We start from the raw sequence: 14,735 nt of genomic DNA, 5'->3' as shown, positions 1-14,735 counted from the left end.
AGGAACAGGAGCGGCATCGATGAAGGCGATTTGCGTGACCCCCGAGCGGACCCTGGAAGTCCGCGACATCCCCAGCCCGGCCGAGGCGGCGCCGGGCCATGTGCTGGTCGAGATGGACGCCTCGGCGATCAACCACGGCGACAAGACCTTCCTGCGCCAGCCGGGCGCCGCGGGCGCCGGGCTGGTGCCGGTCGGCCAGGGCGTGTGGGGCGCGTCGGGCGCGGGCACGGTGCGCGCGATCGGCGCCGGCGTGCCGGCCGACTACCTGGGCCGGCAGGTGGCGATCTACCGTTCGCTGACGCGCAGCGCCGAGACCATCGGGCTCTGGAGCGAGCACGCGCAGGTGCCCTGGACGAGCTGCCTGATCCTGCCGGAGACGGTGCGCGCGCGCGATTACTGCGGCTCGCTGGTGAACGTGATGACGGCCCACGCCTTCCTGGAGGAGATCGTCGCGGCGGGCCATCGCGGCGTGATCGTCACGGCCGGCAATTCGGCCACCGCGCGCGCGCTCGGCGCGCTGGCGCGGGCCCGCAAGCTGCCGGCGATCCTGCTGGTGCGCCATGCCGAGGCGGCCGAGGCGCTGCGCCGCGAAGGCGAGCCGCATGTGATCGCGACCGGCGAGGGCTGGGTCGACAGGCTCGCGCCGCTGGCCGAAACGCTCGGCGCCACGGCCGTGTTCGACGGCGTCGGCGGCGCGCTGGCGAGCGCGCTCGTGCCGGCCCTGCCGATGCATTCGACGCTCTACGCCTACGGCTTCCTCGATCGCGCGGCGCCGTTCTCGATCCCGACCTCGCTGCTGATGATGAAGGACCTCATCCTCCGCCGCTTCAGCAATTTCGAGAGCGCCACGGTGCGCGAGCCGGAACGGCTGGCGGCGGCCTTGCGCGCGCTGGAGGCGGTGATCGGCGATCCGGTGTTCCGCACGCGGCTCGGCGAGGCTTTCGCCTACGAGCACATCGAGCAGGCGATGGCGCTGGAGGCGCCCGAGGGCCGCAAGGCGATCCTGCTGGCCAGCGCCTGAGCTTGGCGAACTCGCGAGGCGGTGTGGTGCTTGCCGATGGACAGGGCGGCCCGCCCATGTTGTCATGTGGGCCTCCCGTCCATTGGAGCCCCCACGATGTCACGCCCTGATTTCATCAAGCACTGGACCGAACTCGAAGGCGCCGACGACAAGCACTACCCCGGCGACAGCGAACTGATGGGAATCGGCGCGCCGCTCGCGCGCAAGCTCGGCCTCGAGCGCATTGGCATTCATCACGTACGCCTGCTGCCGGGGCGGCGCACTTCCTACCCGCATGCGGAAAGCACCGAGGAGGAGTTCGTCTACGTGCTGGAAGGCACGCCCGATGCGTGGATCGACGGCCATCTGCATCGGCTCGAACCCGGCGATGCGGTCGCCTTCCCGGCCGGCACCGGCATCTGCCACAGCTTCCTCAACAACACGGCCGAGGAGGTGCGCCTGATGGTGATCGGCGAGCCGAACCGCGACGACAACCGGATCCGCTACCCGCTCAACGAGGCGCACCAGGCCAGGCGCCCCGACGGCTGGGCCGACTGGCCGACGCGCGAACTCGGCCCGCACGACGGCAAGGCGCGCGTCGAACCGGAGTGAGGCGGGGGGCGTGCCGACGCCGCCTTCCCGCAAGGGCCGATCGGGCGCCCGGCCACGCTATCATTGGCGCCCCGTTTCCAGAGTCAAGCCGTATCGTGCCAGCCATCCCGTCCTTCCTGCCTCGTCTGCTGGCCGTCTGCGCCTGCGTCTGCCTGCCGGCCCTGGCGCATGCCGCCGCGCAGGATTCGGCCGCGTCGTCCGAGCCGGCGGCGTCCCCTGCCGCCCGTCCCGCCGCCGCGCAAGCCTTCGTCGGCGACGACGCGCTGGCGGTGCGCGATGCGCTCGCCAAGGCGAAGCTCGATACCGGCAAACCCTCGCTGAAGGAACACGCCCGCGAATGGCTGCACGCCGTGGCCAGGCAGCCGACCGACGAACCGGCGCTCAAGCCGGTCGGGCTCGATCGCACGCTGCGCTTCGTGATCCCGGTGAGCTACGGCATCCTCTATCGCGCGAAGCGGCACCAGCTGAGCGTCGATCTCGATCTGTCCAGCGAGGCGACGCCCGACACGATCCTGCTCAGGAAGGACATCACCGGGCCGCGCGGACGGCGGCTGGTGGTGGCCGCCGAGGCCAAGGCCAAGGGCTATATCCAGCACATCGACATCATCGAGATGGACCCGGGCAAGGCCAGGCAGACGGCGGTGCGCGCCCAGCTGAGCGTCGCGCCGTCCGACTTCGCCGCCGCCAGCGACGATGGCGGTTTCGCGATCGTGCTGCTGGCCGAGCTGGCGCCGCCCTACCTGAGCGAGCGCAGCGAACACAGCGACCCGAGCAACGAGGAGCCGACCGACATCACCACCCGCACCTCGACGCTGCATGCGCAGGTGCAGGCGGTGTGGCTGGTCAATACGAAGACGGGCGCGGTGCTGACCCGCAAGCTGCGGCTGTCCAGTTCGAAGTAAGGCGGCCGGGCGGCGCCGCGGCGCCGCTCAGGGGCGGCTTCGATCCTCGCCCTCGGCGGCAGCCTGCCGAGGCGCTTTCCGAGCTGCCGTGCCGGGCGCCGTCGCGGCGCCTTCCGGCGCCTGCGCGCGCGTATCGAAACGCTCGCGCGCCTCGGCGATCTCGGGCTGGTGCGTCTTGGCCCAGGCCACCAGCGGCCCCACCACCTGCGCCAGCGAGATGCCCAGCGGCGTGATCGCGTAGTCCACGCGCGGCGGGATGGTGGGATAGGCGGTGCGCGTCAGCACGCCGTTACGCTCCAGGCCGCGCAGCGTCTCGGTCAGCATGCGCTGGCTGATGCCGTCCACCGCGCGCCGCAGCTCGGAGAAGCGCATCGGGCTGTGCGCCACCACCTTCAGCATGACCAGCACCGACCACTTGTCGCCGACCTGGTCGAGCACGCCGCGTACCGGGCATGTCGTGTCTTCGCTTGCTCGCATGATGCTTACCTTTTTGTGCCTGAGGCGGGGAAAAGTGCCGTCTTCCGGCGCCAGGCAATCTAACACATACTGCCGTTCGGTTACGAAAAGGAACCAACTTCCTATTCTGGAGCGACTGAACATGAAGGCAGTGATCCTGAAGCAGTACGGCGGCGCCGAGCAACTCGAGCTTCGCGATATCGCCAGGCCCGAGCCGGGCCCCGGCCAACTGCGGGTGCGCGTGGTGGCCGCCACGCTGAACCCCGGCAACGTCAAGCGCGGGGCCGGCGCCCTGCGCGGGCTGGTGCCGGAACTCGAGTTTCCGTGGGTGCCGGGCGCCGATTTCTCGGGCGTGGTGGATGCGCTGGGCGCCGGCGTCGAGGGTTTCGCGCCCGGCGACGAGGTGTTCGGCTACGGCGGCGCGGGCGGCGCCTTCGCCGAATTCCTGGTGTCCGAGGTCGATGCGCTGGCGCACAAGCCGCGCACGCTCGACCACGCCGGGGCGGCCTCGCTGGCGGTGGTCGCGCAGACCGCCGTGCAGGCCTTCGAGCTGGGCGAACTGCAAGCCGGGCAGAGCCTGCTGATCCTCGGCGCGGGCGGCGCGGTGGGCAATGCGGCGCTGCAACTGGCGCGGCATCGCGGCGTGCGCGTGATCGCCGTGTGCCGGGCGCGCAGCGCGGCGCGGCTGGTCGAGCTGGGCGCCGAACAGGTGTTCGACGACGCGGCCACGCCGCTGGAGACGGTGGTGCAGGGCGTCGACATGGTGCTCGACGGGCTGGGCGGCGAGACGGCGCGGCGCGCGCTGTCGGTGCTCAAGCCGGGTGGTGTGCTGGTCGCGCTGAACGGGCCGCCGGCCGAGGACGAAGCCGAGCGGCTCGGGGTGCGCGCGCTGTTCCTGCGCACCCAGAACCGCGGCAACGGGCTGGCGAGGCTCGCCGCCGAGATCGACGCGGTGCCGGTCCGGCCGTTCCTCGCGCGCAGTTACGCGCTCGCCGAGACGGCGCAGGCCTGGCGCGACTTCGAGGCGGGCGGGATCGAGGGCAAGCTGGTGATTCGGGCCGGCGAGGCCTGAGGGCGCCGCGGCGCGCTTCGGGCCTGCCTTGCCGTCGCTTCAGATCACCTCGTCGCGCAGCCAGTTCACGATCTCCTCGAACACCGGCGCCCAGTTGCCGGTTTCGCGCTGGCGCAGCACCGTCACGCCCGGCAGCCAGGGCGTGTCGCGCCCGCGGCTGCCCCAGCGCCAGTCGCCGGCCTGGTTGAGCGGCACGCAGGTGCGCGCGCCCAGCAGCGCGGCCAGGTTGGCGACCGCCGAATCGACGGCGATCACCGCGTCGAGTTCCTGGATGCAGGCGGCGGTATCGGCGAAATCCTCGATATCGGGCGCGTAGTGGCGCATGCCGCGCGGCAGCCCGCCGGCCAGCGCCTCGCCGCTCGGGTGGTGCAGGCTGACGAATTGAATGCGCTCGGCCAGCGCGGGATGCGCCACCAGCCGCTCGATCTCGACGCGCGGCAGGCTGCGCAGGCCGGCCCAGCAGCGGATCGTGCTGCCCAACTCGGGCCGGTGGCGATGCGCGCAGTCGTAGCAGAGGCCGACCAGCTTGCGGCCCGGCGCGGCGGCGCGCATCCGCCGGGCCCACAGCGCGGCGTCGCGCGCTCGCTCGGGCGGCACGCGCAGATAGGGCTCGAAGCGGCCGCGCGGCTGCGCTCGGGCCGCGTCGAGCAGGGGCAGGTGCAGCAGGGTGGCATGCAGGTCGGGAGCGAAGACCTCGAACTCGCGGCGCAGCGCCTCGTCCTCGGGCCAGGGTTCGGCCTGCGTCAGTGGGCGCGGCGCGTCGATCACGCGGCACTCGGGCAGCGAGGCGCGCAGCAGCGGCAGCAGCGGCTTGTCGCAACTGATCATCAGGCGCGCGCCGGCATGCAGCCAGTCGCGCGCGGCCGCCAGCATCAGCAACTGATCGCCGAAACCGAGCTGGTGGGTGACCAGCACGCGCCGGCCCGAGGGATCGCCGCCGTTCCAGGTCGGCAGGCTCGCGGGGCGGTAGCTGCCGCTCGAATTCGGATCCTCGTTGCGATGGAGCCAGTTGGCGAAACCTTGCGGCTTGCCCTGCCTGAGCTGCGCGTCGCCCAGGCGATGGGCGGCCAGGCTGGCGATGGCGGCGTCGCCGGCGGCGAGGGCCTGCCGCCGCGCCTCGTCGAGCCGCGCCGCGCCGGCCTCGGGATCGCCCGCCATGCTCAGTTCGTAGCCGAGCCAGCTCTCGAAATCGCGGCGGCGCGAACGCAGGCCGTCCTGGTGGCGGCGCAGCATCTCGGCGGCTTCGCGGTGCAGGCCGCCCAGCGAGAGCGCCAGCGCGCGCATCTCCACGAAATCGAGCGCGAGCGGGTCGATCAGCAGGGCGCGGTCGGCCCAGGGCAGCAGTTCGTCCTCGCGCTGCTGGGCGACCAGGCGCTCGCAGATCTCGCGCAGGAAGGGCGGGATGGCCGGCGCCGCCGGCTTGGCGAGCGGCACGCGGAAGGGTTCGGCGGATGACTTGCTCGGCACGGTGCGCATCATGGGCAGGTGCGGCTCTCTCGGGTTCCGGGGCGGTTTTCTGTTCTGCTCGGGGCCGGCGTGGCCCGATGTGGAATCGGGCCGGATACATTCCCCAGTGTAGAGAATCCCGCGTCGATCGGCGAGAGGCGGGCCCGCAGGCGGCCAAAATCCCGCGTTCGGCGCCCGGGCTGCCGGTGCATCGGCCCTTGCCGGGCGGGTTCCCCTGCGTCTCCACGCCATCCCGGCCGTCAGCCCGAATTAATGCATCTGACACGCAGCACTGCGATAATCGGCGCACGAACGACTCTGACGTAGATACGGAGGCAGCACGATGAGCGACAACCGACCCGAAGACCAAGACGCCGCCGAACTTGAGGCCGCCGAACGCCAGCGCCGCCTGGAGGAAGATCTGGTCGACGCGTATGACGAAGAGCTGGAAATGGAGCTCGACGACCGCCGCTTCGACGAGCCCGACACGATCTTCACCGCCGAACGCCGCGAGCAGCGCAAGCAGTACTTCCGCGAGCTGTTCCGCCTGCAGGGCGAACTCGTCAAGCTGCAGGACTGGGTGGTCAGCACCGGCCATCGCATGGTGGTGATCTTCGAGGGCCGCGACGCGGCGGGCAAGGGCGGCGCGATCAAGCGCATCACGCAGCGCCTGAATCCGCGCGTGTGCCGCGTGGCCGCGCTGCCGGCGCCGAGCAACCGCGAACGCACCCAGTGGTACTTCCAGCGCTACGTCGCGCACCTGCCGGCCGGCGGCGAGATGGTGCTGTTCGACCGCAGCTGGTACAACCGCGCCGGCGTCGAGCGCGTGATGAATTTCTGTACCGATGCGGAGTACGAAGAGTTCTTCCGCTCGGTGCCCGAGTTCGAGAAGATGCTGGTGCGCAGCGGCATCCAGATCGTCAAGTATTGGTTCTCGATCACCGACGAGGAGCAGGAAACGCGCTTCGAGGCACGCATCCAGGATCCGCTCAAGCAGTGGAAGCTGAGCCCGATGGACCTGGAAAGCCGCCGCCGCTGGGAGGCCTACACGGTCGCCAAGGAAGAGATGCTGGCGCGCACGCATATTCCCGAGGCACCGTGGTGGGTGGTGCAGGCCGTCGACAAGAAGCGCGCGCGCCTGAACTGCATCGACCACCTGCTGAGCCTGGTGCCCTATCACGAGGTCGAGCGCCAGTCCGTCACGCTGCCCGAGCGCGTCCACCACGAGGATTACCTGCGCCGGCCGGTGCCGGACAACATGATCGTCCCCGAGCGCTACTGAGTTGCTACTGAGTTGCTACTGAATTTCTCCGCGCGCCGGGCGTGCCTGATCCAGGCCCGCCCGGCGCGGGGATTGACAAACGCGCCGGCATCCCGGATGCTTCCGCCCATGACACGTCACGCCTTCCCGATCGCGCACATTATTCACACCATTCATCGAATGGTGGGTTAGCGCGCGCAGGAAGCCGTCACGAAACCCGCCCCCGAGGCGGGTTTTTCGTATCCGTCTCCGGGCAAGCCCATCCCCAGCCAGGAGCGTTCGATGCTGTCGCCGTCCCGTCGCGGTCAGGAAACCGCCACCACCCCGTCCGCCGAAATCGCGTCGAGTGTCGATGCCTACCTGAAGAAGATCCTCACCTCGCGCGTCTACGACGTGGCGGTGCAGACCGCGCTGGAGCCCGCGCGCAACCTGTCCGCGCGCGTGAGAAATCGTGTCTATCTCAAGCGCGAGGATCATCAGCCTGTTTTCTCGTTCAAGCTGCGCGGCGCCTACAACCGCATGGCCCACCTCTCGGCCGACGCGCTGGCGCGCGGCGTGATCACCGCCTCGGCCGGCAACCACGCCCAGGGCGTGGCCTTCTCGGCGGCGCGGCTCGGCGTGAAGGCCGTGATCGTGGTGCCGGTCACCACCCCGCAGGTGAAGGTGGACGCGGTGCGTGCGCACGGCGGGCCGACCGTGGAGGTGATCCAGGCCGGCGAGTCCTATAGCGACGCCTATGCGCATGCATTGACGGTGCAGGCGGAACGCGAATTGACCTTCGTCCACCCCTTCGACGACCCCGACGTGATCGCCGGCCAGGGCACGGTGGCGATGGAGGTGCTGCGCCAGCATCAGGGGCCGATCCACGCGATCTTCGTGCCTATCGGCGGCGGCGGGCTGGCGGCCGGCGTGGCCGCCTACGTGAAGGCGGTGCGTCCCGAGATCCGCGTGATCGGCGTGCAGGCGGCGGATTCTTGCGCGATGGCTCGGTCGATCGAGGCAGGGGAGCGCGTCACGCTCGGCGAGGTCGGCCTGTTCGCGGATGGCACCGCCGTCAAGCTGGTCGGCGAGGAAACCTTCCGCTTGTGTCGCGAACTGCTGGACGAGGTGATCACGGTCGATACCGACGCGTTGTGCGCGGCGATCAAGGACGTGTTCCAGGACACGCGCAGCGTGCTGGAACCTTCGGGGGCCCTGTCGGTGGCGGGCGTGAAGCGTTATGCCGAGCGCGAGGGCCTGGAGGGCGAGACGCTGGTGGCGATCACCTCGGGCGCCAACATGAATTTCGACCGGATGCGCTTCGTGGCCGAACGCGCCGAGGTGGGCGAGGCGCGCGAGGCGGTGTTCGCGGTGACGATCCCCGAGGAACGCGGCAGCTTCCGGCGCTTCTGCGAGCTGGTAGGCGAGCGCAACGTGACCGAGTTCAACTACCGGATCGCCGACGCGTGCTCGGCGCATATCTTCGTCGGCGTGCAGATCCGCCGCCGCGCGGAATCGGCCGAGATCGCCGCGAATTTCGAGGCGCATGGCTTTCGCACCGCCGACCTGACCGACGACGAACTCTCGAAGGACCATGTCCGCTACATGGTGGGCGGGCGCTCGCCGCTGTCGCGCGAGGAGCGGATGTTCCGCTTCGAATTCCCGGAGCGCCCCGGCGCGCTGATGAAGTTCCTGTCCTCGATGGCGCCGAACTGGAACATCAGCCTGTTCCATTACCGCAACCAGGGCGCCGATACCAGCTCGATCCTGGTGGGCCTGCAGGTGCCGGCGGCCGATCACGAGGCCTTCGATACCTTCCTGGCCACGCTCGGCTACCGGTTCCAGGAAGAGACCTCGAATCCTGCTTATCGGTTGTTCCTGGGCTGAAGGATCGGTTGCGTGTGCATCGAGATGGGTGCTTGCGCAAGCATCTCGATGCCGCGTCGTTCATTCGAAGGCGGGAAACCCGGCGCGCCCCTGCGTGGCGTCGATCAGCGTGCTGCGCGCCGCGTCCACCTCGGTCACCGGCAGCTTGATCACGAGCTTCACGGTCATGCCGTAGGCGCTGTCGACGAGCTCGTGCCCGGCCTGCTCGATCCAGCGCCGCACGCGGGCCTCGTCGGGATAGCTCATCTCGATCGCGAGCCGCGTCATGGCGATGCGCTCGACGCGCTGCGCATCGAGCAGCGCGCCGGCGATCGCATCGGTATAGGCGCGCACCAGGCCGCCCGCGCCGAGCTTCACGCCGCCGTAGTAGCGGATCACGGCGCCCAGCACGCCGTCGAGATCATGGTGGCGCAGCACCTCCAGGATCGGCCGGCCCGCCGTGCCGGACGGCTCGCCGTCGTCGGACATGCCGGACTGGCCGCCCGCCAGCAGCGCCCAGCAGACGTGGGTGGCCGTGGCGTGCTCGGCGCGCAGCCGCTGCAGCTCGGCCATCGCGGCGTCGCGGTCGGCCACCGGAATCGCATGCGCGATGAAGCGGCTCTTGCGGATCTCGAGCTCGCAGGAGTAGGTGGTGGCGAGCGAGTAGGTCATGCGCGGGGGGATTGGAGGTCCATCGAAATCAATTGGTTGTTCCGTTTTTTACCGGATTTGGCATGGAGCGGTGTGCCGGCCGGGAGGAATTTTACCGTGGCGGGTGTCGAAGTACCGATGGCTGCGCGGCATAACCGGACGATCAGGCGGGATGCCGAGGCGCCTTGCTTGGGACTGAGAGTGGCGCCAAGGAGAGCGTGTGCGTATAGCTTCGCGTCACGATCGATCGTCTGGATCGACTTCATGGCGCGCGGCCGACATAAATGATGGATTGGCAAGTTTTCCTTAAATGCGCGGATTAAGTGGAAATAATTTCCGCAATTTAAGCTTATTGAAAGTTTTAAAGCCGTCATTTTAGACGACCGCGTCGGTTCAATACCGTTTTTCACGGATCAGTTTGCTCTCATGATGAAACCTTTTGTAGAATCGCGGCGCTTGTATTGGATGCGGGTGCAGTTAAAAGAACGGAAAAAGGAAGGCGGGGCATGGGCGCACAGGATCTGATAAGTAGCTGGATGACAGGCGGCATCTCGCAGAACGATCGCCTGATAAGACTCGACACGCCGCTCGGTGCGGATCGGCTGCTGCCACAGCGCGTGTTTGGCCGCTCGCGGCTCGGGCGTCACTTCGAATTCACCGTCGATGCGGTTTCCACCTCGGGCGGCGTCGAGTTGAAGACACTGATCGGCGAACCGGTGACTCTGTGGATCCAGCAGGCCGACAAGTCGTATCGGCCGCATCACGGTTACGTGCATACCGCGCGCCGGCTCGGTTCGAACGCGGGACTCACCAGCTACCAATTGGGCTTCACCTCGTGGATGCACTTTTTGCGCTTCCGGCGCGACCAGCGCATCTGGCAGGATCGCAGCGCCGACGACATCATCACCGACGTATTCAACGCACATCCGCAGGCGCGGGGCCTGTTCCAGTTCGCGCTCTCGAAGCCGCTGCCGTCGCGCTCGTATTGCCGGCAGGACGAGACCGACTGGAACTTCGTGCATCGCCTGCTCGAGTGCGAGGGGCTGTACGGCTTCTGGCAGCAGGCGTCGGACGGCAAGTCGCATACCCTGGTGATCACCGATCGGCTCGCGGCGCTCGACGCGATGCAGCCGAACGCGGTGTCGTTCTATCGTGCCGGCACCGGCAGCGAGACCGATGCGCTGGTGCAATGGGCCGGCACGCGCACGCTGCAGAGCGCCACGCTGACCACCCGTACCTTCGACTACAAGAACCCGGCCTCCCCGCAGAACCCGAAGGGCACCAACGTGCCCACCATACCGAATCAGGGTTCCTTGCCCGAGCAGGCCGAAATCTACGAATACACCGGCGCTTACACCTACGGCGGCCAGGATCGCGGCGACCAGCTCTCCAAGATCCGCATGGAGGAGTGGGAGTCGCGCGCCAAGCGTTTCATCGGCACCGGCAGCCTGCGCGGCATCGATGCGGGGCGGCGCTTCGTGCTGGACGGCCATCCCGAGCACGACCGCGATCGCGCGAGCCAGCGCGAATTCGCCGTGATCGACACGGCCTGGACGATCGCCAACAACCTGCCGATCGGCAAGCAGGACCCGGCGTTTCCTCACAGCCTGCAGGCGATGCTGGACGCCGCGCGCGCGAGCCATGCCGGCGACGGCGCGTTCGCGGTGCCGCACGCCGACGGCTCGGAAGGCTTCTACCTGACCGAGATCGAGGCGCAGCGCACTAGCGTGCCGTATCGCAGCCCGTTCGAGCACGATAAGCCCGAAACACATCTCGAATCTGCGATCGTAGTTGGTCCGCAGGGCGAGGAAGTCCATACCGACGCGCTGAACCGCATCAAGGTGCGCTTCATCTGGGATCGCCAGAACGACGGCGACGAGCGTGCCTCGTGCTGGGTGCGCGTGGCGCAGTCCGACACCGGCAGCGGCTACGGCGGCGTGCACATGCCGCGAGTGGGCGAGGAGGTGCTGATCGATCACATCGGCGGCGACTGCGACCGGCCGGTGGTGACCTCGCGGCTCTACAACGGCGCGGCCAAGCCGCAATGGCATTCGAACGGCCTGCTGTCGGGCTACCGTTCCAAGGAACACGGCGGCAGCGGCTACAACCAGCTCGTGATGGACGACGCCACTGCGCAGAACCGCGTGCATCTGTATTCGAGCAGCTTCGATTCGCACCTGCACCTGGGCTACCTGATCGACCAGGCCGGCAACACGCGCGGCGCCTTCCTCGGCAACGGCTTCGACCTCAAGTCGCAAGCCTACGGCGCGATCCGCGCCGGCCAGGGGCTGCTGCTATCTACCCATGCCACCACCAACCAGCCGCTCGATGCCGGCGAGGCCACCGAGCAGCTGGTCAATTCGCACGGCATGATCGACGCCCTGTCGCAGGCAAGCGAGACGAGCCAGGCCGAGAGCCTGCAGGCCGGCCGCGATTCGCTGGCCGCGTTCCGCGACGCCACGCGCCGCAACGTGGCACCCGAGGCGCGCGGCGGCAAGACGGGCGGCGGCGGCAGCGGCAGCGCGAACGGCTTCGGCAAGCCGATCCTGCTGATGGCGAGCCCGTCCGATCTCGGCCTGTCGACGCAGCAGTCCGCGCAGCTCACGGCCGACCAGCAGATCAACCTGGTGAGCGGCCAGAACGTCCATCTGGCCAGCGGCAAGTCGCTGATCGCGAGCGTGACCGAGAAGATCAGCCTGTTCGTGCGCCAGGCCGGCATCAAGCTGTTCGCGGCCAGGGGCAAGGTGGAGATCCAGGCGCAGGCCGACGAGATGGCTCTCGCCGCGCTCAAGGACATCACGATCACCAGCAAGGACGGCAAGGTGGTGCTGACGGCCGCCAAGGAGCTGTGGATCGGCGCCGGTAACTCGTATATCAAGATCACGCCGAACGCGATCGAGAACGGTACGCCGGGGCAGATCACCGAGAAGTGCGCGTCTTGGGAGAAGCAGGGCGCGGCCGGCGGCAACCCGGCCCGGCAATCGTTCTTCGACAGCCAGGGCGAACTGCAGTACAGCCAGCAGCTGATGCTCGACGAGGTGCTGCACAAACCCGACGGCACGGCGATTCCCGTGAAGTACCAGTTCCGCGACGAGCTCGGCACCATCCTCGGCGCCGGCATGCTCGACGGCAGTGGCCAGACGCTGCGCGCGTTCACCGAGACGCCCACGCCGGTGCACGCGATCCTCGACATGAAGCAGGGCAAGTGGGAGACGCTGACATACCAAGAGCCGTTCACGATGTTCAGCGACATGACCGATCGGGACAACGCGGGCGTGTTCGACTACGCCGATCACGACAACGTGGCCGAGGTGCCGGACGACGACGGGCCGGACGACGACGATACGTCGCGGGCGGCTCCTGATGCGGCGCCGGCGGCGATCTGAGCGCATCGGCGCACGATCGCGGCGCGGGCAGGCAGGGCCGTGAACCAGACAAGAGACAGGGCAAGAGGCGAGGCAAGAGGCAGATGAAATTCGATCGCAAGATGGCGCAGTGGATGGCGGCCGCATTGGCCGGTGCATGCCTGCAGGTGACGGGCGCGAACGCGCAGGCTCTGAACCTGCCGCTCGGCACGCCCGACGGGTTCTCGGCGTCGTCGATCCGGGACGTCGGGCAGGGCCGCTATTGCATCAGCGGCCGTGTGTACGACGACGCGGGGCCGAGCAACACGGCGATGGCCGTGCTGGTGGATGCCCAGCGCCGCACGGTGCTGTGGAAGACCTCGATCCCGCACCCGCGCGACTACGTCGGCAATTCGGCCGTGGCCTGCGCGGCGAGCGGCGACGCCTACTATGTCGTCACGCAGCAGGACACCCAGGCCTCGGAGGCGCAGAAGCAGACGCGCGTCGTCGTCAGCCGCATCTCGAGTGCCGGCAGGATCGAGCAGCAGCAGACCATCGAGGCCGGCTTCGACGAGTGGTTCTACGGCCTCGAGGTGAGCGCGTCCGGCGTGGCCGTGGCCGGCGGCACCAGCGCCACGGCCCAGCGCAACGGGCCGTTCGGCACCTTCGTGGCGCGCTTCGATCCGAACCTCGGCACGCCGAAGCTCGGCAAGCTCGATAGCGGCGCGTTCTGGGTCGGCAGCAGCGCGCGGATCGACGCGCAGCACCTGCTCGTGGCCGGGCAGTTCATGCCGAACGCCGGCGCGGGCCGCGACGCGATCGCCGCCTCGCGGATCGATCTGGGCAGCGGCAAGTACCAGTGGTCCGCCTACCCGCTGCCCGACGATACGCGCTCGGCGCGCGCGTGGCTGTCGCCCGAGGGCGGCGTGGCCGTGGTCGGCCTCACGCCCACCGAGATCGCGGTGGCCACGCTCGATCGTAATGGCAAGCCCGGCGTGTCCTTTGCCGGCAAGAAGACGCTCTGCACCATCGAGGCCGTATCGATGGCGGGCAGCACGCTTCAGGTGATCGGCCGCGCCTGCGACGGCGCCGAGAACACCTCGCTGGTGTCGATCGACCTGAACGCGCACACCCTGGGCGCACCGCGCTCGCTCGGCGGCAAGCTCGACGCGGCCGGCTTCGACGGCGGCGGCTGGGTCGGCATGAGCAAGGGCCATGGCGCGGCGCTGCAACGCGGCGGGGAATGAACCATGACAGCCGAGAAGAAGGCCTATACCTACGACGACGAGATCCAGTTCATCAAGAACCTGTACTGCCCCGCGCGGCAGGTCGCCGACGAAACCGGCTGCTCGTGGCAACTGATCCTCGCGCAGGCCGCGCAGGAAACCGGCTGGGGCGAGCACGTGCTGGCGGGTACCCACAACATCTTCAACATCAAGGCCGATCCGTCCTGGCATGGTGAATCCAAGACCTTCACGGTGTGGGAGAAGGTCGACGGCAAGAAGGTGTGGGTGACCGCGCCGTTCCGCGTCTACGACTCCGCGCTCGACAGCCTGCGCGACCGCCAGAAGTTCCTGGCTTCGAATCCGCGTTATGCCCGGGCCGGGTTGTTCGATCCCGGCACCAAGGGCAATCTCGGCAAGGAAGCGCAGGCGCTGCAGAGCGCCGGCTACGCGACCGACGAGAGTTACGCGGCCAGCCTGCAGAAGGTGTTCGACGGCAAGACCATGAAGCGCGCGATCGCCGCCGCGCAGAAGGATGGCTGCAAGGGCTGCCTGCCGTCGGTGAACGTGTATGTGCTCGACGCGGCCAAGGTGCCGATGGCCGACACGAAAATCAAGGCGAGCCAGGCGGGCAAGACGGCCGATCTCGTCACCGACAAGACCGGGCACGTGCAGGTGCAGGCCGCGATCTCGGGCGGACCGGTGTCGCTGCAGGCCTGGTCGGAGCACGACCATAGCTGGGTGAGCATCGAGCAGAAGGTGACGCCGGCCACGCCGCCCGTGGCGCTGACGGTGATCGCACCGACGCTGGTGGTGAAATCGGCTACCGAACTGCACAAGCCGGCGGCGGCGCCTACCGCGAGCGCGGCTGCGGGAGCCGCAGCGGGCGTGGCGGCGAGCGCCGCCGTCGCTGGTTCCGCCGC

At 68.8% G+C, this 14,735-nt stretch carries 13 protein-coding genes; 9 read left to right on the top strand and 4 right to left on the bottom strand.

Features of this window, described 5'->3' with window-relative positions:
• Nucleotides 1-19: 19 nt before the first annotated feature.
• The 3 genes from F3J10_RS19585 (at nt 20) to F3J10_RS19575 (ending at nt 2,514) form a co-directional block, all read left to right on the top strand.
• Nucleotides 20-1,021 carry a Zn-dependent oxidoreductase gene (locus F3J10_RS19585; RefSeq protein ID WP_167242806.1) on the top strand — a complete coding sequence of 334 codons (1,002 nt, stop codon included), beginning with the start codon at nt 20-22 and terminating at the stop codon, nt 1,019-1,021.
• A gap of 96 nt (nt 1,022-1,117) precedes the next feature.
• Nucleotides 1,118-1,612, top strand: coding sequence for a cupin domain-containing protein (locus F3J10_RS19580; RefSeq protein ID WP_167242805.1), 495 nt, complete (start codon nt 1,118-1,120; stop codon nt 1,610-1,612).
• A gap of 95 nt (nt 1,613-1,707) precedes the next feature.
• Entirely contained in the window at nt 1,708-2,514 is an 807-nt protein-coding gene (locus F3J10_RS19575; RefSeq protein WP_345791224.1) for a hypothetical protein, read from the top strand.
• Between the two features lie 27 nt (nt 2,515-2,541).
• Here the strand turns inward: F3J10_RS19575 and F3J10_RS19570 are convergent, their stop codons facing one another.
• Complete coding sequence (locus F3J10_RS19570; protein ID WP_051598436.1) at nt 2,542-2,991, bottom strand: helix-turn-helix domain-containing protein; 450 nt, start codon at nt 2,989-2,991, stop codon at nt 2,542-2,544.
• A gap of 121 nt (nt 2,992-3,112) precedes the next feature.
• Here F3J10_RS19570 and F3J10_RS19565 point away from each other — a divergent pair, with 121 nt between their 5' ends.
• A complete protein-coding gene (locus F3J10_RS19565; RefSeq protein ID WP_167242804.1) occupies nt 3,113-4,042 on the top strand; it encodes an NADP-dependent oxidoreductase in 930 nt (309 codons plus the stop codon).
• A 39-nt stretch (nt 4,043-4,081) separates the two neighbouring features.
• On the opposite strand, the gene F3J10_RS19560 is transcribed toward F3J10_RS19565, so the two are convergent.
• Entirely contained in the window at nt 4,082-5,521 is a 1,440-nt protein-coding gene (locus F3J10_RS19560) for a glycosyltransferase family 9 protein (RefSeq protein ID WP_167242803.1), read from the bottom strand.
• Between the two features lie 310 nt (nt 5,522-5,831).
• Here F3J10_RS19560 and ppk2 point away from each other — a divergent pair, with 310 nt between their 5' ends.
• Nucleotides 5,832-6,770, top strand: a complete 939-nt coding sequence (ppk2, locus tag F3J10_RS19555) for a polyphosphate kinase 2 (protein WP_166912942.1) — start codon at nt 5,832-5,834, stop codon at nt 6,768-6,770.
• Between the two features lie 261 nt (nt 6,771-7,031).
• Complete coding sequence (ilvA, locus tag F3J10_RS19550; protein WP_167242802.1) at nt 7,032-8,615, top strand: threonine ammonia-lyase, biosynthetic; 1,584 nt, start codon at nt 7,032-7,034, stop codon at nt 8,613-8,615.
• A gap of 60 nt (nt 8,616-8,675) precedes the next feature.
• Here the strand turns inward: ilvA and F3J10_RS19545 are convergent, their stop codons facing one another.
• Together F3J10_RS19545 and F3J10_RS19540 are read right to left on the bottom strand one after the other, a co-directional pair.
• On the bottom strand, nt 8,676-9,266 hold the full coding sequence (locus F3J10_RS19545) for a YigZ family protein (protein WP_166912944.1): 591 nt from the start codon (nt 9,264-9,266) through the stop codon (nt 8,676-8,678).
• Nucleotides 9,263-9,655, bottom strand: a complete 393-nt coding sequence (locus F3J10_RS19540; RefSeq protein ID WP_167242801.1) for a hypothetical protein — start codon at nt 9,653-9,655, stop codon at nt 9,263-9,265. The genes F3J10_RS19545 and F3J10_RS19540 overlap by 4 nt, the downstream gene beginning before the upstream one ends.
• 96 nt (nt 9,656-9,751) lie before the next feature.
• On the opposite strand from F3J10_RS19540, the gene F3J10_RS19535 reads away from it, so the two are divergent.
• From F3J10_RS19535 to F3J10_RS19525, 3 genes are all read left to right on the top strand, one after another.
• Entirely contained in the window at nt 9,752-12,631 is a 2,880-nt protein-coding gene (locus F3J10_RS19535) for a type VI secretion system Vgr family protein (RefSeq protein WP_167242800.1), read from the top strand.
• Between the two features lie 83 nt (nt 12,632-12,714).
• Entirely contained in the window at nt 12,715-13,836 is a 1,122-nt protein-coding gene (locus tag F3J10_RS19530) for a hypothetical protein (RefSeq protein WP_167242799.1), read from the top strand.
• A 3-nt stretch (nt 13,837-13,839) separates the two neighbouring features.
• A partial coding sequence (locus tag F3J10_RS19525; protein ID WP_205200365.1) for a glucosaminidase domain-containing protein occupies nt 13,840-14,735 on the top strand: 896 nt, incomplete at its 3' end.

The organism is Burkholderia sp. Cy-637, from assembly GCF_011753175.1.
GTDB lineage: Bacteria > Pseudomonadota > Gammaproteobacteria > Burkholderiales > Burkholderiaceae > Burkholderia > Burkholderia gladioli.
This window is presented reverse-complemented; position numbering and strand designations above follow the sequence as displayed.